The 19,620-nt window shown below is 63.2% G+C and carries 18 protein-coding genes; 13 read left to right on the top strand and 5 right to left on the bottom strand.

Annotated elements, in window-relative coordinates; all coding sequences use genetic code 11:
* Positions 1-40 precede the first annotated feature (40 nt).
* Complete coding sequence (gene corA / locus WA904_RS18770; protein ID WP_425198647.1) at positions 41-1,027, bottom strand: magnesium/cobalt transporter CorA; 987 nt, start codon at positions 1,025-1,027, stop codon at positions 41-43.
* A gap of 217 nt (positions 1,028-1,244) precedes the next feature.
* Entirely contained in the window at positions 1,245-2,462 is a 1,218-nt protein-coding gene (locus WA904_RS18765) for a patatin-like phospholipase family protein (protein WP_425198646.1), read from the bottom strand.
* A gap of 313 nt (positions 2,463-2,775) precedes the next feature.
* On the opposite strand from WA904_RS18765, the gene WA904_RS18760 reads away from it, so the two are divergent.
* The 4 genes from WA904_RS18760 (at position 2,776) to hprK (ending at position 7,102) form a co-directional block, all read left to right on the top strand.
* Positions 2,776-4,806 carry a response regulator gene (locus WA904_RS18760; RefSeq protein WP_425198645.1) on the top strand — a complete coding sequence of 677 codons (2,031 nt, stop codon included), beginning with the start codon at positions 2,776-2,778 and terminating at the stop codon, positions 4,804-4,806.
* A 360-nt stretch (positions 4,807-5,166) separates the two neighbouring features.
* Positions 5,167-5,496: a ribosome hibernation-promoting factor, HPF/YfiA family gene (gene hpf / locus WA904_RS18755; RefSeq protein ID WP_425198644.1), complete on the top strand. Its 330-nt coding sequence runs from the start codon at positions 5,167-5,169 to the stop codon at positions 5,494-5,496.
* A 139-nt stretch (positions 5,497-5,635) separates the two neighbouring features.
* Positions 5,636-6,109, top strand: a complete 474-nt coding sequence (ptsN, locus tag WA904_RS18750; RefSeq protein ID WP_425198643.1) for a PTS IIA-like nitrogen regulatory protein PtsN — start codon at positions 5,636-5,638, stop codon at positions 6,107-6,109.
* Between the two features lie 42 nt (positions 6,110-6,151).
* The gene (gene hprK, locus WA904_RS18745; protein ID WP_425198642.1) at positions 6,152-7,102 is read left to right on the top strand and encodes an HPr(Ser) kinase/phosphatase; all 951 of its coding nucleotides are present in this window, start codon (positions 6,152-6,154) and stop codon (positions 7,100-7,102) included.
* Between the two features lie 313 nt (positions 7,103-7,415).
* Here hprK and fur read toward each other — a convergent pair whose 3' ends face one another.
* Entirely contained in the window at positions 7,416-7,868 is a 453-nt protein-coding gene (fur, locus tag WA904_RS18740; RefSeq protein ID WP_425198641.1) for a ferric iron uptake transcriptional regulator, read from the bottom strand.
* A 132-nt stretch (positions 7,869-8,000) separates the two neighbouring features.
* Between fur and WA904_RS18735 the strand changes: the two genes are divergently transcribed.
* From WA904_RS18735 to lptE, 6 genes are all read left to right on the top strand, one after another.
* Positions 8,001-8,591 (top strand): outer membrane protein assembly factor BamE, encoded by a 591-nt coding sequence (locus WA904_RS18735; RefSeq protein WP_425198640.1) that lies wholly within the window; start codon positions 8,001-8,003, stop codon positions 8,589-8,591.
* Positions 8,588-9,406, top strand: a complete 819-nt coding sequence (gene dapB, locus WA904_RS18730) for a 4-hydroxy-tetrahydrodipicolinate reductase (RefSeq protein ID WP_425198639.1) — start codon at positions 8,588-8,590, stop codon at positions 9,404-9,406. Before WA904_RS18735 ends, dapB begins: the two co-directional genes overlap by 4 nt.
* 7 nt (positions 9,407-9,413) lie before the next feature.
* Entirely contained in the window at positions 9,414-10,169 is a 756-nt protein-coding gene (locus tag WA904_RS18725; protein WP_425198638.1) for a MotA/TolQ/ExbB proton channel family protein, read from the top strand.
* Positions 10,166-10,591, top strand: a complete 426-nt coding sequence (locus tag WA904_RS18720; protein ID WP_425198637.1) for an ExbD/TolR family protein — start codon at positions 10,166-10,168, stop codon at positions 10,589-10,591. Before WA904_RS18725 ends, WA904_RS18720 begins: the two co-directional genes overlap by 4 nt.
* A 94-nt stretch (positions 10,592-10,685) precedes the next feature.
* The gene (gene leuS, locus WA904_RS18715) at positions 10,686-13,334 is read left to right on the top strand and encodes a leucine--tRNA ligase (protein ID WP_425198636.1); all 2,649 of its coding nucleotides are present in this window, start codon (positions 10,686-10,688) and stop codon (positions 13,332-13,334) included.
* 11 nt (positions 13,335-13,345) lie between these two features.
* Entirely contained in the window at positions 13,346-13,849 is a 504-nt protein-coding gene (gene lptE / locus WA904_RS18710) for an LPS assembly lipoprotein LptE (protein ID WP_425198635.1), read from the top strand.
* Between the two features lie 16 nt (positions 13,850-13,865).
* Here the strand turns inward: lptE and rocF are convergent, their stop codons facing one another.
* Both rocF and WA904_RS18700 read right to left on the bottom strand, forming a co-directional pair.
* Positions 13,866-14,792: an arginase gene (gene rocF / locus WA904_RS18705; RefSeq protein ID WP_425198634.1), complete on the bottom strand. Its 927-nt coding sequence runs from the start codon at positions 14,790-14,792 to the stop codon at positions 13,866-13,868.
* The gene (locus WA904_RS18700; protein ID WP_425198633.1) at positions 14,789-15,883 is read right to left on the bottom strand and encodes an ornithine cyclodeaminase; all 1,095 of its coding nucleotides are present in this window, start codon (positions 15,881-15,883) and stop codon (positions 14,789-14,791) included. The genes rocF and WA904_RS18700 overlap by 4 nt, the downstream gene beginning before the upstream one ends.
* Before the next feature lie 183 nt (positions 15,884-16,066).
* Here WA904_RS18700 and WA904_RS18695 point away from each other — a divergent pair, with 183 nt between their 5' ends.
* The 3 genes from WA904_RS18695 to WA904_RS18685 all read left to right on the top strand — a co-directional run bounded on the left by WA904_RS18695 (position 16,067) and on the right by WA904_RS18685 (position 19,619).
* Positions 16,067-16,489, top strand: a complete 423-nt coding sequence (locus WA904_RS18695; protein WP_425198632.1) for an Lrp/AsnC family transcriptional regulator — start codon at positions 16,067-16,069, stop codon at positions 16,487-16,489.
* Positions 16,490-16,518: 29 nt separating this feature from the next.
* Positions 16,519-17,634 carry a DNA polymerase III subunit delta gene (gene holA, locus WA904_RS18690; RefSeq protein ID WP_425198631.1) on the top strand — a complete coding sequence of 372 codons (1,116 nt, stop codon included), beginning with the start codon at positions 16,519-16,521 and terminating at the stop codon, positions 17,632-17,634.
* Positions 17,635-17,699: 65 nt separating this feature from the next.
* Complete coding sequence (locus WA904_RS18685; RefSeq protein WP_425198630.1) at positions 17,700-19,619, top strand: type IV pili methyl-accepting chemotaxis transducer N-terminal domain-containing protein; 1,920 nt, start codon at positions 17,700-17,702, stop codon at positions 19,617-19,619.
* Position 19,620 lies beyond the last annotated feature (1 nt).

Here is a 19,620-nt window from a genome sequence, read left to right as displayed (position 1 = left end):
GGGGGCAGGGAGCTACACGCAGTGAGCGACCGTGGGGGCCCTATTTCAACCAACCGCGCCGCCGGAAGTACCACATCGGCACCACGGCGCTCGCGGCCATCAGCAGCAAGGCATACGGATAACCCAGGGCCCAGTCGAGTTCGGGCATGAGCTTGAAGTTCATGCCGTACACGCTGGCAATCAGCGTGGGCGGCAGCAGGGCCACACTGGCCACCGAGAAGATCTTGATGATCTTGTTCTGGTTGATGTTGATGAAACCCACCGTGGCGTCCATCAGGAAGTTGATCTTGTCGAAGAGAAAGGCCGTGTGCGAGTCCAGCGAGTCGATGTCGCGCAAAATCTGGCGCGCTTCCTCGAACTGTTCGGCGTTGAGCATCTTGCTGCGCATCATGAAGCTCACGGCGCGGCGTGTGTCCATCACGTTGCGGCGAATGCGGCCGCTCAGGTCTTCGTGGCGGGCGATGGCGCCGAGCACCTCGCCGGCCATCACGTCGGTCACATCGCCCGACAGTACCTTGGTGCTGACTTTTTCCAGATCGATGTAAATGCCTTCCAGCGTGTCGGCCGAATATTCGGCATCGGCATCGAACAGCTTGAGCAGCACTTCCTTGGCGTCTTCGATCAGCCCGGGCGCACGGCGCGCGCGCATGCGCAGCAGGCGGAACACCGGAACGTCCTCGTCGTGGATCGAAAACAGCACACCCTTGCTCTTGAGGTCGTCATTGACCAGGTTCAGGATGAAAGCCACCCGCACGGTGCGCGGTTCCTCATCGTCGGCGATCAGGAAGTCGGAGCGGATGTGCAGCTCACCGTTGTCTTCTTCATAAAAGCGCGCGGACTCCTCGATGTCCTCGTCCATCACGTCTTCGGGGATCGACAAGCCGTAATACTGCTTGATCCATCGTTTTTCTTCCAGGGTGGGCGACTCCAAGTCCACCCAGATGGGCTGGAACCGGGAGAGTTCCTCCAGGGATTCGATTTCTTCCTGGAACAGGCGCCCGTTGGCGAGCGTGAAAATATTGAGCATGACTGGCTCCCAATCGGTTTGGGGGCGCCGGCACCGCACATCGGTTGGCGGGCGTCGGCGGGGTTGTGGATGGTGGCATCGCTTTCAACCCCGGGGACGACATTGGCGTCAGTCTGCGGTGCTGAAAGCTAGCGACTGGGGCTGCTTTCCAAGGATTTCTCCGTGATGAATAAGCGGCGATTATGACATCCCAACCCCCGGCGATCCATCGCCGTTGTCACATAAAAAAGTCAATTAGTTCACTTTTCCGTGCCTCGACGTCCCGCTCTCCCAAGGCCATCAGTGCCTTGATAAAACCGGGTTCAAACAGGAGGTAGCTTGCCAGCGCCGCGCCGCCCGGGCTGCCCTTGGCGCCCAGCGCGCCCAGGCCCGCCAAAGCGTTGTAGGTTGCGGCGGGCAGCTCTCCGGCATGGGCTTGGGCCAGGGCATCGAGTGACTGGGAGGGTGCGATGGCGAGCACTTCCACCGGCCGGTAAGGCATGGCGGCTGCAATTTCGCGCGGCATCTGAAGCAGGGTCTTGCTGACGCGCTGGGCCTGCTCGACGTCGGCCTGCAAGGTGTCCTGAAAGACGCTGGCCAGGGCGTGCCCGGCAATGGCGCCCAGGGTGGGCCTGCCCGCGATGGCCGGGCCGCCGGTATTGCCCGTTAGGCCGGCGCGTTCCGGCTGCCCTACGCCAATGACCAGGATTTTGCTGGCGCCCAGGTGCAGCGCCGACGACAGTGGCGAGCTCTGGCGCATGGATCCGTCGCCAAAAAATTCGCGGTGGCCATCGACCCACAAGGGCGTGGCCGGAAAGAGAAAGGGAATGGCGCTGGAAGCCATCAGGTGTTCGATGGTGATCGGCTGGAACTCCGCACGCCGGCCGGGGCGGTTCCACAAGCCGGTGGCGGTGCCGGGTGCGGTCTGGCAGAAAGTCCAGTGCACACCGCTGGTATAGCTCGATGCCGTGACGGCAAGCGCCAGCAGGGTCTTGTCCTGCAGGGCCTGCTCGATGTTGCCCAGCGAGATGACCCGGTGCAGGGTGTCCACCATGGGCGTGTTGTTCAGAAATGCCTGCTGCCTCCTGACCTGTTGCGACAGGAACAGTGCCGCCGCAATACGGCTCGAGCGTATCCAGCCGGGCACCTTGAGCTGGTAGACCTGTGCCGAGCGCAGCGTGGCCCAGAAGCTGGCAAGCTGCTCGAACGCGGCCAAGCCCTCGTTGGCCCGGCTGGCCAGGTAACAGGCATTGAGCGCGCCGGCCGAGGTGCCGGCCAGAATCTGGAACGGAAAACGCCGGCTCGCCGTGCCGCCCTGCTGGCCCAGGATGCGGGCCAGCGCCTGCAGGGCACCGGCCTGGTAGGCGGTGCGGGCGCCGCCGCCCATCAGCACCAGTCCCTTGAGGTCTTCCTCGGAACGCGTCAGGCTGTTGGAAATAATCGTTTCAAGCGACATGGCGCAGAGGGAGTTCCATCCTGAGTTCCAGGGAAAGATGCGATGGCTAGAGCAGCTTTGATTCTAGGGCCGCCTTTTCCCCGCAACCCCCTCGTTTCGAAGGATGACAAGGGGGGCGAAGGTCGCTAGTATGTTCTTGTCAGGGGCTGGTGCCGGTTGTGTGGAGGCCGTTCCTGAGGTGCCGGTTGTAGCACCATGTCCACACAGGGGCAGATCCGGCACTTGCCACCGTCCCTTTGCCCAGTCCCCGGTCGCCATGGCCTGGGTTTTTCGTCCGCCTGCCGAGAGGGGCGGCAGCCACCAAAGGCAAGAGATGCCAGCAGCGCTCGAAGTCTTGCTTGTCGATAACGCGGAAAGGGACCTGGCCGGAGTTCCGGGTTTGCTGGCGGAGGCCGCTTTTGCTTTCAGGCCGGGCAGCGCCGACAGCCCGGCCACCCTGCGGGCTGCGCTGGAAAACCAGTCGTGGGATATCGCCATCTGCGCCTACCATGCGACCGGCTTCAGCGGGTTTCCCGCGCTTGCGCTGCTGCAATCGCAGGCGCCTCGCCTGCCGGTGCTGGTTGTTTCCGCTGTTTCTGGTGAAGAGGCCGCGGTGGCGGCCATGAAAGCCGGTGCCGCAGACTACCTCACGCAAGCCGGCCTGGGCAGGCTGGTTCCCGCCATGCGCGAGGCCATGCGGCGGCGCGGCGGCGACGCGCCCATCAGCCTGGCGGCGGAAAACGCCCTGCGCGAAAGCGAAGCGGGCCTGCGCCGGGCGCAGTTGATGGCCCGGCTCGCCCACATCATCACGCGGCCCGACGGCTCGTTCGAGAGTTATTCCGAATCATTGCTGGAGCTGCTTGGTGTTGACGCTGCCCATGTGCCTTCCAGCACCCGGGCCTGGCTGGAGATCCTGCATCCTGAGGACCGCGAGCACTTCCGCACCACATCGATCGGTGCCGGTGTGTCGGGCCGCCGCGTTGACGTGGAGTACCGGCTCAGGCATGCCGGTGGCGCCTGGCTGCATATGCGGCAGGTCATAGAGCCCCTGCATGGCACGCCCAGCGCTGACGGCAAGATGCGCTGGTTCTGCACGCTTCAGGATGTGACCAGCCAGAAGATGGCCGAGGAAAAAATCCGCAAGCTCAATCTTGACCTCGAGCGCGACATGCGCCGGCGCATTGCCGCCGAGCAGGAGCATGCGGCGCTGGAAGCCGGGTTGCGCGAGGCGCAGAAAATGGAGTCGCTGGGTACCCTGGCCGGTGGCATTGCGCACGACTTCAACAACCTGCTGGCTGCCATGCTGGGCAATACATCGCTTGCGCGCATGAACATGCCGTTTCCCGACAAGATGCGCCACAACCTCGACCAGGTGGACCGGGCGGGGGCGAGGGCGAAGGAGCTCGTCAAGCAGATTCTTTCCTTCAGCCGCAAGCAGCCCCAGCAGTTCGTCGTCCAGCCCATGCGCGCGGTCGTGGTCGAGGCACTGTCGCTGCTGCGCTCAACCTTGCCGGCGGGGGTGGATCTGGTGGTGACGATTCCCGATGCCGCGCCGACCTATGTCAATGTTGACGGCGGCCAGATCTCGCAGGTGCTGATGAACCTGTGCACGAATGCCTGGCATGCCACCAGCGGCATCGCCCCGCGCATTGAAGTGGCGCTGGATGAACTTGTGCTGGACGCCGGGCAGGGACCCGCCGGTTTGCCGGCCGGTCCTTATGTGCGCCTGCAGGTCAAGGACAACGGGCACGGCATGGACGAGGGCACGCAGGCCCGCATTTTCGAGCCCTTTTTCACCACCAAACCCGCCGGCCAGGGTACCGGGCTGGGCCTGGCCGTGGTGCACGGCATTGTCAAGACGCACGGCGGCGCCATCACGGTTGAAAGCGCATTGTCCGGCGGGACGACATTTACCGTCTACCTGCCGGCGGTGGTTCCCCACGCGTTGCCGGTGGTGGAGACGCCGGCCCCCGCGCCTGCCGACGGGCTGGGCAGGCACGTCATGTATGTCGACGACTATGACGCCATGGGCGAGCTGGTGAGCGAAGTGTTGCGCACGGCCGGCTACCGTGTCACCCTCCATACCCGCGGCGAGGACGCGCTGGCCGACCTGCTGGCCGGGGCGGCAGCCTTCGATCTCGTCATCACCGACCAGAACATGCCGGGCATGGCCGGCACGGAGCTGGCGCGGCAGGTCAGGCTGATCCGGCCCGCATTGCCTGTGATCATCAGCTCAGGCTACATCAGCGAAGAGCTGCGGGCGCGGGCCCGCGAGGTGGGTGTGCCCGAAGTGATCGACAAGACCAGAAATATCGAGCGGCTGGCCGGCTCCATTGCCGGATGGATGGACGCTGCCGGGCACTGATGCTGTCCATGGATGAAGATACATGGGTAATGCCTGAGTAAAAGCACAGGCTTCTTGAACTGGCGCAGCCAGGAGTGTGCCTGTTTGGCTTGGTACGGATCTCGTCAAGACGAAAAAAACATGTAATGCAACAGTCCCGCGCCAGGCTGCTGCGGCCCTGTCAGCCTGACTGGATTTTCCCGGCGTATCCGTCAAGACCCTTTTCAGACCGTTTCATTTTTTTGTTGCGGGGCAGGATTGCGTTTGCCCGGCTTCCGGCGCATAGTGAACCCAAGAGAGTTGCCCGTCCGTCGCTTCGCATACCCCCTGCCGAAGCGGTGTTTTTAAACCCCCCTCCAGTCATGGAAAAGGAGTCTCTTTATGAATTTGACGATCAGCGGCCACCACCTTGAAGTTACCCCCGCCCTGCGCGGCTATGTGACCACCAAGCTGGACCGGATTACCCGGCATTTTGATCAGGTGGTGGACGTCAAAGTCCTGTTGACGGTCGACAACATGAAAGAAAAGGAGTTGCGCCAGAAAGCCGAGTGCAATGTACATGTCAAGGGACGTGATCTTTTTGCCGAGAGTTCGCATGCTGATCTGTATGCCGCGGTCGATGAGCTCGCTGACAAGCTCGACCGCCAGGTCGGGCGTTACAAGACAAGAACCCAGGACCACCACCACGTGGCGGCCAAGCGGCAGATGTAAGGAAAGGAACCGTAGCCAGGTCGGCCGCGCCGCGGTCCAACCTGTTCTTGAGGCCGCCCCGGCAGTCGGGCGGCTTTTTTATGGGCTGGGTGGTCTCCCTGCTTATGAAAGTGCATAATTCGGCGACCAAAACCCCGTTATGAACCGTCTTTCGCAAATTCTGCCCCCCAGCCAGGTTCTGGTCAGTGTTGAGGCCACCAGCAAGAAGCGCGCTTTTGAGGAAGCCGGATTGCTGTTTGAGAACCAGCATGGACTGAACCGCGCCCTGATCACCGACAGCCTGTTTGCGCGCGAGCGCCTGGGTTCGACCGGGCTGGGCCATGGTGTGGCGATTCCGCACGGGCGCATCAAGGGCCTGAAAGCCCCCATGGCGGCAGTTTTCCAGCTGCATGTCCCCATCGGCTTCGATGCCCCCGACGAGCAGGCAGTGGGGCTGCTGATTTTCCTGCTGGTGCCCGAGGCGGCCACCCAGAAACACCTGGAAATCCTGTCCGAAATTGCCGAGTTGCTCAGCGACAGCGCCTTGCGCGAGCAGCTCAAGGCCAGTACCGATGCCGCTGCGCTGCACCAGCTGATTGCCTCCTGGCAGTCCAGCCACGCCGTCAGCCCCTGAACGCCCCGTGGCTGTGATCCAGGGTTTTCCGGAAATCAGGGCATGAAGCCCACTGTCGTCAGTGCCGATGTCCTGTTTGAGGACCACCGCGCCGCCCTGAAGTGGGAATGGGTCGCCGGGCTGGGCGCCTCGGAGCGGCGTTTCGACGAAGTGGCGGTGCGCGCAGCCCGCTCCGGCGCTGACCTGGTGGGCTACCTCAACTACATCCACCCCTACCGGGTCCAGCTGCTCGGCGAGCGCGAAGTGGCCTACCTCAGCACCGGCAGCCCCGAGGATTGCGCCCGGCGCATTTCGCGCATTGTCACGCTGGAGCCGCCGGTGCTGATCATTGCCGACGGCCAGGTGGCGCCCGATACCCTGCTGTCGATGTGTGAACGCGCACAGATTCCGATGTTTGCCACGAAGGAGTCCGCCGCCTTCGTCATCGATGTGTTGCGCGCCTACCTGTCCAAACACTTTGCCGACCGCACCTCTATGCACGGCGTGTTCATGGACATCCTGGGCGTCGGCCTGATGATCACCGGCGAGTCCGGCCTGGGCAAAAGCGAGCTGGGGCTGGAGCTGATTTCGCGTGGCCACGGGCTGGTGGCCGACGATGCGGTGGACCTGTACCGCATCAACCAGACCACCATCGAGGGCCGCTGCCCGGAGTTGCTGCAGAACCTGCTCGAAGTGCGCGGTATCGGCCTGCTCGACATCAAGGCGATTTTTGGCGAGACGGCCGTCCGGCGCAAGATGCGGCTCAAGCTCATCGTGCACCTGGTGCGGCGCGAAACGCTGGAGCGCGAATACGAGCGCATTCCCTACGAACCGCTGATGCAGGACGTGCTGGGTATTCCGGTGCGCAAGGTCATCATCCAGGTGGTGGCCGGCCGCAACATTGCGGTGCTGGTCGAGGCGGCCGTGCGCAACGTGATTCTTCAGCTCCGCGGCATCGACACCTACCAGGAGTTTGTCGAGCGGCATCGCCAGGCCATGGAGCGCGGCGGCTGAATAGCCCCCACGGTCGCTTTACTAGCGTGTAGCTCCCGAGGCCTTGCAGGCCGCGGCTCGCGGGACGCTTCGCCTCTGTCGCCTGTCCAAAGCTGCGCGGGCAGCTTTGGAGCCGCAGGCTCCAGCCCCTCAGGGGCCGCTGCGCTTGGCGGCCCGGCGAAGCCGGTTCCGCGGCCCCTGCTTGAATTGAGAGCACCTGCGCTCGCCCACTTTGTGCGCGGCGCGACGCGAAACCTTTGTCTCACATTTTGCTATTGAATTGGTAGCCGCTTGTGCCCACCACGCAAGGAGCGCTGCACATTTTTCTCAAAAATCAGCTGTGGTGAGGGTGCCGAGGCGACGTCGGCCGGTTCGGGCACTTGTCCTTGGTGCAATTAGCGTACATCGACAGCGAGTGGTCGGCGATCGCAAAACCCTTGGACTTGGCGACCGCATGCTGGCGTTTTTCGATTTCCGCATCGTAAAACTCCTCGACCTTGCCGCAATCGAGGCACACCAGGTGGTCATGGTGCTGGCCTTCGTTGATTTCGTAGACGGCCTTGCCGGATTCGAAATTGCTGCGGTTGAGCAGCCCGGCCTGTTCGAACTGGGTCAGCACGCGGTAAACCGTTGCCAATCCGATGTCGGAGCGGTCTTCCAGCAGTACCCTGAAGACGTCCTCGGCCGTCATGTGCCGCTGCTTGCCGGCCTGGAAAATCTCGAGGATTTTCAGGCGTGGCAGGGTGGCTTTCAATCCGGTGTTTTTGAGTTCGTCAATATTGCTCATCGGGAAGCTTCCTGAAGAAAAAGAGGCCGCAGGCGGGGCCCGTACAGGCTGGCCATTCAGGGGCAGGGTGCTTGCGCGTGACGGCACCCCCTGCCGCTACAATGACCAATCATATCGCTACACCTCCCTACTATGTCAGCCCTGTCTGCAAAATACCGTTACGGCATCCAAACCGCTTTCACTGTCCTGGTCTGCGCCGGGCTGGCTGCTTGCGGCAGCATCAAGGGCATGACCAGCGGGCTGAGCGAGAGCAAGGTCAACCCGGCCAACTGGATCACGCCTTACAAGATTGACGTTGTCCAGGGCAACTTTGTGTCCAAAGAGCAGGTCGAACTGCTCAAGCCGGGCATGGCCCGCGCCCAGGTGCGCGACGTGCTGGGTACCCCCTTGCTGGCCAGTGTTTTTCACGCGAACCGCTGGGACTACGTCTTTACCCTCAAGCGCGAGAACACCGAGCCGCAATCGCTCAGGCTCACCGTCTTTTTCAAGGACGACGTTCTGGACCGCTTTGAAGGCGACACCATGCCCAGCGAGGCGGACTTTGTGGCCAAGCTCGACACCCACCGCAAGCTCGGCAAGGTGCCGGTGCTGGAGCTGACAGAAGAACAGCTCAAGGCTGTCGAAAAGAAACCGGCGACCAGCGCAACCGCCACCGCGGTCAAGCCCCCACCGGCTGCGCAACCTTCCGCCAGCTACCCGCCGCTGGAAAGTCCGGCCAGGTGAGCGCGCCGCGGCAGGCTCTTCGCATTGCTGTGGCCGGTGCCAGCGGCCGCATGGGCCAGATGCTGGTGGAAGCTGTCCGGTCCAGTGGTGACTGCGAGTTGACCGGCGCGCTGGATGTTGCCGGCAGCCCGGGACTGGGCGCCGATGCGGCGGCTTTTCTGGGGCAGACCAGCGGCGTGAAGATCACCCCGGACCTCGCCACCGGGCTGGGCGATGCGCAGGTGCTGATCGACTTCACCCGGCCCGAAGGCACCATGGCCCATCTGGCCAAATGCCGTGAACTCGGCGTCAAGTTGGTGATAGGCACGACCGGCTTTACCGACGCGCAAAAAGCCGGAATTGCCGCGGCCGCGAAGGATATCGCCATCATGATGGCGCCCAATATGAGCGTCGGCGTCAACGTCACACTCAAGCTGCTCGAGATGGCGGCCAAGGCGCTGTCCACCGGCTACGACATCGAAATCATCGAGGCGCATCACCGGCACAAGGTCGATGCGCCCTCCGGCACTGCGCTGAAGATGGGCGAAGTGATTGCCGGCGCCCTGGGCCGCGACCTGAAAGACTGTGCGGTTTATGCCCGGGAAGGCGTCACCGGCGAACGCGACCCCTCGTCGATCGGATTCGCGACCATTCGCGGCGGCGACATTGTGGGCGACCACACCGTGCTGTTTGCCGGGACCGGCGAGCGCATCGAAATCACCCACAAATCCTCCAGCCGGGCGACCTATGCCCAGGGCAGCTTGCGCGCCGCACGGTTCCTGGCCGGCAAGCCTTCCGGGCTGTTCGACATGTTTGATGTACTCGGCCTGAACTGAAGCGCCGATGAACGTCTTCGCGCTGATCACCCAGGGCGACGTCGTGACTGCTCTTGTCGCGGTGCTGCTGCTGGCGATGTCGGTGGCCAGCTGGGTGGTGATCCTCTGGAAAACCTGGCTCCTGAAGCGGGCAGCGGGCGACGTGGCGCGCAGCACCGCCGTGTTCTGGCAGTCGGCTTCTCTCGAGGCTGCCCGGCCAAAAGTGGCGGCCTTCGACCGTGAGGCGCTGGTATCGCCCCTGATTGCCGCCACCCAGGTCCAGGCTCAGGGCACCCTGGCCTCGGCCGGCGACAAGTCCTGGCAGCTGACGCGGGTGTTGCGCGATGCGCTGCACGCCGTGCTGCACAAACTGCAATACGGCCAGGTTCTGCTTGCGACGGTGGGTTCCACCGCGCCTTTTGTGGGCCTGCTGGGTACCGTTTGGGGCATTTACCATGCGCTGGTGGGCATTTCCGCTGCCGGGCAGATCACCATCGACAAGGTGTCCGGCCCGGTGGGCGAAGCCCTGATCATGACGGCCGCCGGCCTCGCTGTGGCGATACCCGCTGTACTGGCCTATAACATCTTCGGCCGCAACATCAGCCGCATCGAGGCAGACCTGGAAGGTTTTGCTTACGACTTGCGGAATTTACTGGCCCCCACGCTTGTCGCTTCGCGTGCCTTCGGCGATGCGCTGCCCCTGGTATCGGAAGAAGGGGCTGAACTTGCTCGGGGCGGCCCGTCGGAAAATTCGCTGTCCTCCGCGCTGGAAAAAACGCCATGAGTTTCGGCCGCCTGGAGCGCACCCAGGGCGCACAGCCCATGAGCGAGATCAACGTCACCCCGCTGGTCGATGTGATGCTGGTGCTGGTGGTCATCTTCATCATCACCGCCCCTTTGCTGGCCAGCTCCATCAAGCTCGATCTGCCGAAAAGTGAAGCCGCCAAACCAAACGAAGCGCCGCTTTATGTCACGCTGGCAGTCAACAAGGCCGGCCAGGCCTTCCTGAACGACCAGCCGGTTTCAAGTGCGGAGCTGGACCAGCGCCTGAAGCAAAGCGCTGCGCTCAATCCGGATACGGAAGTGCAGCTGCGTGCCGACGAGGCCGTGCCTTACGGCCGTATCGTCGAGCTCATGGGCATCGCGCAAAAGGCCGGCCTGAACCGCATCGGTTTTGTTGCTGACGCGCCGGCAACCCGGCCCTGAAGGCAGCCCGGCCGGACCAGCCCGGGCCAGCGCCTAAAATCCCTGCATCCGGCAGCCAGTGGCTGCTTCATTCTTTTTCCTTTTTCCCTGCGCCATGCAAGACAAATACCAGCACCTCGACGTTGAGCGCATTGCGCAAGCCTACTGGACGGCCGCAGACGCCTACCGCGTCACCGAGGACAGGTCCAAAAAGAAGTACTACGCCTGCTCCATGCTGCCCTACCCCAGCGGCAAGCTGCACATGGGCCATGTCCGCAACTACACCATCAACGACATGCTCACGCGCTACCTGCGCATGAAGGGCTACAACGTGCTGATGCCCATGGGCTGGGACGCCTTCGGCCTGCCGGCCGAAAACGCTGCGATGAAAAACGGCGTGCCGCCCGCGCAGTGGACCTACGACAACATCGCCTACATGAAAAAGCAGATGCAGGCGATGGGGCTGGCCATTGACTGGAGCCGCGAGGTCACGACCTGCGACCCGGGTTATTACAAATGGAACCAGTGGCTGTTCCTGAAGATGCTGGAAAAAGGCATCGCCTACCGCAAGACCCAAGTCGTCAACTGGGACCCGGTGGACCAGACCGTGCTGGCCAACGAGCAGGTGATTGACGGCAAGGGCTGGCGCACCGGCGCCGTCGTCGAAAAGCGCGAGATCCCCGGTTATTACCTGAAGATCACCGACTACGCCGAAGAACTGCTGGACAGCGTCAGCCACAAGCTGCCGGGCTGGCCGGAGCGTGTCAAGCTTATGCAGGAAAACTGGATTGGCAAAAGCGAAGGCGTGCGTTTTGCGTTCACCCATGACATCAAGGACGCTTCCGGCGCTCTGATCGGCGACGGGAAGATGTATGTCTTCACCACGCGTGCCGACACCATCATGGGCGTGACCTTCTGCGCCGTGGCGCCGGAACATCCGCTTGCTGTCCATGCGGCCGCGGCCAACCCCAGGTTGGCGGCGTTTATTGAAGACTGCAAGTCCGGCGGCACGACCGAAGCCGAACTTGCCACACAGGAAAAAAAGGGTGAGCGCACCGGCCTGTTTGTCACGCATCCGCTGACGGGCGACAAGGTTGAGGTCTGGGTCGGCAACTACGTGCTCATGAGTTACGGCGACGGCGCGGTGATGGGCGTGCCGGCCCACGACGAACGTGATTTTGAGTTTGCGAAGAAATACAAGCTGCCTATCCAGCAGGTCACCGATGTCCCCGGCAAGACCTACAGCACAGCCGCCTGGGCCGACTGGTACGGTGACAAGCAGCAGGGCGTGGCGATCAACTCGGGCAAATACGACGGCCTGGCCTTCAAGGCGGCCGTCGATGCCGTGGCTGCCGACCTGGCCGCCAAGGGTCTGGGTGAGAAAAAAACCACCTGGCGCCTGCGCGACTGGGGCGTGAGCCGCCAGCGCTACTGGGGTACGCCGATTCCCATCATCCACTGCGACGAACACGGCGCGGTGCCGGTGCCGGAAAAAGACCTGCCGGTGGTACTGCCGCAGGACTGCGTGCCTGATGGTTCGGGCAACCCGCTGCACAAACATGAAGGTTTCCATGCCGGTGTGGTTTGCCCGGTCTGCGGCAAGGCCTCTCGGCGTGAAACCGACACCATGGACACCTTCGTGGACAGCGCCTGGTATTACATGCGCTACTGCGACCCGAAGAATGAAGCAAAGATGGTCGCCGAGGGCGCGGACTACTGGATGCCCATGGACCAGTACATAGGCGGCATCGAACACGCCATCCTGCATCTGCTGTATGCGCGTTTCTGGACCAAGGTCATGCGCGACATGGGCCTGGTCCGGGTGGATGAACCTTTCACCAAGCTGCTGACCCAGGGCATGGTGCTCAACCACATCTACTCGCGCAAGGGCGAGAAAGGCGGCATCGAGTATTTCTGGCCGGCCGATGTCGATGATGTGCACGACGAACACGGCAAGGTCACGGGCGCGAAGCTGCGCGAGGACGGCTCCATGGTCACCTACGAAGGCGTGGGCACCATGAGCAAGAGCAAGAACAACGGCGTGGATCCGCAGGAGCTGATCGAGAAATACGGCGCCGACACCGCGCGCCTGTACACCATGTTCACCTCCCCGCCGGAAGCCACGCTGGAGTGGAACGACGCCGGCGTCGAAGGCTCCTACCGTTTTCTGCGTCGCGTCTGGAACTTCGGTGTGAAACTGGATGCTATGCAATTAGGAGCTGCTGGCGCCCGTCCCCAAAGGGCTGGTACCGTATTTGACAAGGAAGCGCAGGCGCTTCGTCGCGAGATCCACACGGTGCTCAGGCAGATCGACTACGACTACCAGCGCATGCAGTACAACACGGTGGTGTCGGGCGCCATGAAACTCCTCAATGCGCTCGAAGACTTCAAGGGCCAGATGTCGACTGGCGCGGCGTTTGCCCTGCGTGAGGGCATGGGCATCCTGCTGCGCTGCCTGTACCCGGCGACGCCGCACGTGGCGCACGCGCTGTGGGACGAGCTCGGTTTTGCCAAAGACCACGGAGGCCTGCTCGATGCGTCCTGGCCGGAGGTCGATGAGTCCGCGCTGGTGCAGGACGAGATCGAGCTGGTGCTGCAGATCAACGGCAAGCTGCGCGGCTCGGTCACGGTGCCTGCCGGTGCCGACAAGGCCGCCATCGAGGCAGCTGCGCTGGCCTCGGAAGCCTTTGTCAAACAGGTGGCAGGCGCCCCGGCCAAAAAAGTCATTGTGGTGCCGGGCCGCCTGGTCAACATCGTCGTCTGAAGGAAACCACCATGCAACGTCGCGTTTTTCTGTTGGCAGCCGCAACTGCGGCGGGCCTGAGCGGCTGCGGCTTTGCGTTGCGCAAGGCACCCAACTATGCGTTCAAGACCATCTACAGCGGTGTGGGCGAGGGCTCCACACTGGGGACCGAACTCAACCGCAATCTGGAGGCTGGCGGCACGGTGAAAGTGATCCGTGATCCGCGGCTGATCGAACAGGCGGAAGTGATCCTTGACGTGCTGCTTGACCAGCGTGAAAAAACCGTGGTGGGCGTCAATGCCTCCGGCCAGGTGCGCGAGTTCCAGTTGCGCACGCGGTTCAGGTTCCAGCTGCGCACGCTCAAGGGCAAGCTGCTGATTCCTCCCGACGAAATTGTGCTGCAGCGCGACATCAGCTTCAACGAATCCGCCGTGCTGGCCAAGGAAACCGAAGAAGCCTTGCTGTACCGCGACATGCAAAGCGACATCGTCCAGCAGATCCTGCGCCGGCTGGCTGCGGTGAAAAGCCTGGAATAGCAGGCGCTGCAAAGCCCTACTGACGCATCAGCGTGCTTTTGCCGAACAGGCTTTCAATCAGCTCCAGCGCCAGCTCGGCCGTGCCGTTGCGCACATCCAGCGCGGGGTTGAGTTCCATCACGTCGAGTGAGCCCATGCGGCGGGTGTCGGCAATCATCTCCATGCAAAGCTGCGCTTCGCGGTAGGTCGGGCCGCCCTTGATGGCCGTGGCGACGCCCGGTGCCAGCGAGGCGTCCAGAAAATCCACGTCGAAGCTCACGTGCACATGGGTGTTGTCGTCAACCCCTTCCAGAGCCGCTTCCATGGTGCGCTTCATGCCCATTTCATCGATGTAGCGCATGTCAAACACCTCCAGACCCGACTGGCGGAGAAACTGCTTTTCACCTTCGTCCACGCTGCGGATGCCAATTTGCCGGATTTCCGCGGGGTTCATCGCCGGCATCCTGCCGCCTATCCCGGTGAGCTCGGCGGGCCCGTGGCCGCACAACACGGCTACGGGCATGCCGTGTACATTGCCGGTGGGTGTGAGCTCGCTGGTGTTGAAGTCGGCATGCGCGTCCAGCCACAGCACCCGCAGTTTTTTGCCGGACTGCCGGCAATGGCGCGCCACGGCACTGATGGAGCCTATGCCGAGGCAGTGATCGCCACCCAGCAGAATCGGCAGATGATCCTGGGCCAGGCTCTGGAGCACGGCCTCATGCACAGACCGGTTCCAGGCGGCCACTTCATGCAGGTGGCGGTAACCATTGACGGGGGGCAGCCAGGGGTTGGTCGGGCCCGACAGGTTGCCCAGGTCCATCACCTGCAGGCCGTGGGCTCGCAGCGTTGGCCCGATACCTGCCACGCGCAGGGCCTCGGGTCCCATCGATGCACCGCGGCTGCCCGCACCAATGTCAGTGGGTGCACCGATCAGGTCGACGGGAAGATGGGCCGGGGTGGTCATCCTGGAACTGTTTCCGGTTGGGCGGGCATGCGGGCATTTTGCCGGACCAGACTGGTTTGCGCACCGGCCAGCAGGGCAAAAAGGTTTTTGGGGTTGTCGAGTTGGGGGATCAGGTCGATTTGCCGGCGGCCTTGCGTATTGTCGAGCTGCAGCTTGTGCAGGTAACGCAGCGCTGAATAATCCTCCAGCGCAAAACCCACCGAGTCGAAAATGGTCACATCGGCCGGCGAGGTGCGGCCGGGGGTGGTTCCGGTGAGCAACTGGGCAAATTCCGTCACGGCAAAGCTGGGCGGCATCTGCTGGATCTCGCCTTCAACGCGTGACTGCGGCTCGTATTCCACAACCACCCGGACGTCGCTCCTGCGCAGGATGTCGGCGTGCAGTTCGGTCTTGCCCGGGCTGTCGCCGCCCACCGCGTTGATATGCATGCCCGGCGCAATCATGGTGGGCGTCAGGACGACGGCGTTGCGCTTGTCCGCGGTGACCGTTGTCACAATGTCAGCGCCCTGCACGGCCTCTGCGGCCGAGAGGCAGGAAGTGAGCTGCACCCCCGGCAAACCCAGCGCCTGCAGGTTGTGCACCAGTTTCTCGGTGGCCAGGCGGTCCACATCGTGCAATCTGAAGTGGCTGATACCCAGCATATGGTGAAACGCAATCGCCTGGAATTCGCTTTGTGCGCCGTTGCCTATCAACGCCATGACGCGGCTGTCCAGCCTGGCCAGCCATTTCGCGGCCAGCGCCGACATGGCGGCGGTGCGCAGGGCGGTGGTCACGGTCAATTCCGACAGCAGCAGCGGATAGCCGGTTTCCACATCGGCGAGAACTCCAAACGCTGTCACAGTCAGCAGCCCTTGCGTGGTGTTTTCAGGGTGGCCGTTCACATACTTGAATGAATACATCCGCCCATCGCTGGTGGGCATGAGTTCAATCACGCCGCCAGGTGAATGAATGGCATGGCGTGCCGATTTGTCAAATTCGCCCCAGCGCCGGTAGTCCGCTTCGATTTCCGCGGCCAGCCCTTTCATGAAAGCGGCCGGCCCCACGCGCCCGACGATGCGCTGTATGCCTTCGATCCCGATGTACTCAACCATGATGGGTCTCCTGATGCCTGACCGCCTTGGCGCCAGACAAGTTTGCTGACACTGCGTTGCCGTCAGTCTGAAACCATTGTGTTGAGATGTCGCGCCAAAAAATAGCCAATAAATTGCCTGTTTATGCGATAGAAATGTGCAAATCGCCAGTAAAAATTGGCGTTTAGTCACTAAAATCATGTCATGGACGACACCGACCGCCAGCTGATCTCTTTGCTGCGCGACAACGCGCGCGCCTCGGTGGCCTCGCTGGCCAAGGTGTTGCGCGTCTCGCGCGGCACGGTGCAAAACCGGTTGGACAAGCTCGAAGCCGACGGCACCATCGTGGGCTATACCGCCCGCTTGCGGCCACAGGCAGAAGCGCACCAGATTCGGGCACTGATGACCGTGGCCGTGGAAGGCAACCGCATCGACCACGTGCTCAGCGCCCTGCGCGGCGACCCGGCCGTGAGCGCCCTGCACACCACCAATGGCCGCTGGGACATCGTGGCCGAGTTGCGTGCCGACAGCCTGGAGGCTTTCGACCGCGTGCTCGGGCGCATCCGGCTGCTTGAAGGCATTGCCAATACGGAAACCAGCCTACTGCTGTCCACCAGCAAGCTTTGATTCGAACACCGGCGCTAAACTCTTCGACCATGAACCTGGCCCCTGCGCAGCTCCAAGAGCACCTCAAACGCGGAATAAAAAGCCTTTACACCCTGCATGGCGACGAGCCGCTGCTGGTGCAGGAGTTTGCCGATGCGCTGCGGGCCGCTGCACGCGAACAGGGTTACACCGAACGCACGGTGCACACGGTGGCCGGTGCGCATTTCGACTGGAGCGAGGTGCTGGCCAGCGGTGGTTCGCTGAGCCTGTTTGCCGACAAGCAGATTGTCGAAATCCGCATCCCCAGCGGCAAACCCGGCAAGGATGGCTCGGTCGCGCTGCAGCAGATTGCCGAGCGCGCCCAGGGCGACGACAGCACCCTGACCCTGGTGCTGCTGCCGCGCCTGGACAGCATGACCACCAAGGGCGCCTGGTTCGGCGCGCTGGAAAGTTTTGGCACCACCGTCAAGTTCGACCCGATCGACCGCCGCAACCTGCCGCAGTGGATCGCGCAGCGCCTGCACCAGCAGGGCCAGCGTGTGGCCGCGGGCGAGGAAGGCCAGCGCACGCTGCAGTTTTTTGCCGATCGCGTGGAAGGCAACCTGTTGGCCGCGCACCAGGAAATCCAGAAGCTGGGCCTGCTTTATCCGGTAAGCGGGGGCGCGTCGGCAGAACTCAGTTTCGACCAGGTTGAAAACGCCGTGCTCAATGTCGCGCGTTACGACGTGTTCAAGCTGTCGGAAGCCGTGCTGGGCGGCCAGGCATTGCGCGTGCAGCGCATGCTCGACGGCCTGCAGTCCGAGGGCGAGTCGGAGGTGCTGGTGCACTGGGCCCTGAGCGAAGACATCCGCAGCATGAAACGGGTCAAGGACGCCTTGGGTGCAGGCCGGCCCATGCCCATGGCGCTGCGCGAAAACCGTGTATGGGGCGTCAAGGAAAAACTGTTTGAGCGTGCGCTTCCCCATATTGGCGAAACCACGCTGGCCAATCTGCTGCATGCCGCGCACAAGGTGGATGGCATCGTCAAAGGCCTGAAGCAGCCCGACTGGCCCACGGACGGCTGGCAGGCGCTGCAGCGCCTGGCCGGCATGGTGTGCAGTGCGTGTACGGCCCCGCTGGCGTCGTCCCGCACCTCGCGCGCCCCGGCGGGCAACTTCGGGCCCTAGCGCAACATGCGCCTGTTTGCGTGCACGCATGGCGCAGTGTCCGGATCGGCGTTACGCTAGCGGCCATGCAACAGACGGCCTCGCTTTCCAAAAAATTCATGCGCATAGGCGCGAGCCTGCTGCTTGTCGCCCTGGTGTCGATCGGCTTGACCCTTTGGGTGACCTGGCAGCTGGAGGGAGGTGCGGCGGCTGTCAACGAGGCCGGGCGCATGCGCATGCAGACCTGGCGCCTGGCCAGCGCGGTGCAGGCGGGCGTCGAGCGTGCAGAGTTGCAGGGCCTGGTGGCTCGTTTCGACGAGAGCCTGGCGCTGCTGCGCGAGGGCGATCCGTCCCGGCCGCTGTTTGTCCCCTGGGACGACCAGGTGCGTTTGCGCTTTGCCAATGTCGAGTCCCTGTGGCGTGATCAGCGGCAGCTGTGGCTGGCCGAGCCGGCGCCGCAAGCGCAGGCCTTGCTGAAGGCCGGCGGCGAGTTTGTGGAGGCGTGTGACCATCTGGTGCTGGTGATCGAGCAGCATTTGTCCCGCCTGACCGCCATCCTGAACCTATTCCAGCTCCTGATGATGGCATTGGCCATAGGCGGCGCGGTCATCATGCTCTACACCGGCTACATGTATGTGATCAACCCTCTGGGGCAGCTTCGCGAAGGCCTGCACAGGTTGGAGTCCGGGGACTTCAGGACGCGTGTCGAGGTCGATACCGTGGACGAGTTCGGACAGGTGGCCGCCGGTTTCAACCACATGGCGATGACCCTGCAGTCGCTCTACGAAGGGCTGGAAGCCAAAGTCGAGGCGAAGACGCGGCGTATCGAGGCGCAGCGCGCGCGGCTGGAGGCGCTGTACAAGGTCAGCGCCTTCCTGGCCCAGGCGGGCAGCATTGACGAGCTGGCGCGCGGTTTTGCCCAGCGCGTGCGCGCCGTGATGAAAGCCGACGCGGCCGCGGTCCGCTGGTCCGACGACGCCAACCAGCGCTACCTGATGCTGGCGACCGACTGTTTTCCGCAAGACCTCGTGGAAGAAGAACGTAACCTGCTGGCCGGGGCTTGCGCCTGCGGCAACCTGCGTCCGGATGCACGCACGCGGGTGATCCCCATTCACAGCCACGACGAGGCGCCAGTGCGCCATTGTGCCAAGGTGGGTTATGAAAGTGTGGTCAGCGTGCCGATACGGCTGCAGCAGCGTGTGCTGGGCGAGTTCAACCTGTTTTTTCGCGCGCCGGTCCTGCTGAGCGCCGACGAAGTCGAATTGCTGGACGCGCTGGCCAGTCACCTGGCGAGCTCCCTGGAGGGCTTGCGCGCCGACGCCCTGGACAGGGAAGCGGCGGTCGCGGAGGAACGCGCCCTGCTGGCGCGCAACCTGCATGATTCGATTGCGCAGTCCCTGGCCTTCCTCAAGATCCAGGTGCAGTTGCTGCGGACGGCCGTGCAGCGGGGCCAGGCGTCGCAGATGCAAGGGGCCCTCGACGAACTGGACATCGGCTTGCGCGAAAGCATCAGTGATGTTCGCGAGCTGCTGGTGCATTTCCGCACGCGTACCAATACGGACGACATCGAACAGGCCTTGCAGGAAACCCTGCAGAAGTTCCAGAGCCAGACCGGTTTGCCTGCCCAGTTGCAGGTACAGGGCCAGGGGCTGCCGCTGCCTTCAGATGTGCAGGTTCAGGTGTTACATGTGCTCCAGGAGGCCCTGTCCAATGTACGCAAGCATGCAGGTGCCACGCAGGTCGGCCTGGACGTGGCCAAGGGCGAACGCTGGCGTTTCGTCGTGCGTGACAATGGTGTCGGCTTTGACACCAGCAAACACCCCGGCGATTCCCACGTCGGCCTGAACATCATGCGCGAGCGGGCGGGCCGCATCGGCGCCGAGGTCAAGCTTGTCTCGGCGGCCGGGCAGGGCACGACAGTCACACTGACGCTGCCGCCGCATCCGGAGGTGGGTGGTGCCCAGGCGGCGAAGTCCCCGGACCTGTCAACCGCACACAGCGGCTGAG

This window comes from Polaromonas sp., assembly GCF_049790275.1.
GTDB lineage: Bacteria > Pseudomonadota > Gammaproteobacteria > Burkholderiales > Burkholderiaceae_C > Polaromonas.
This window is presented reverse-complemented; position numbering and strand designations above follow the sequence as displayed.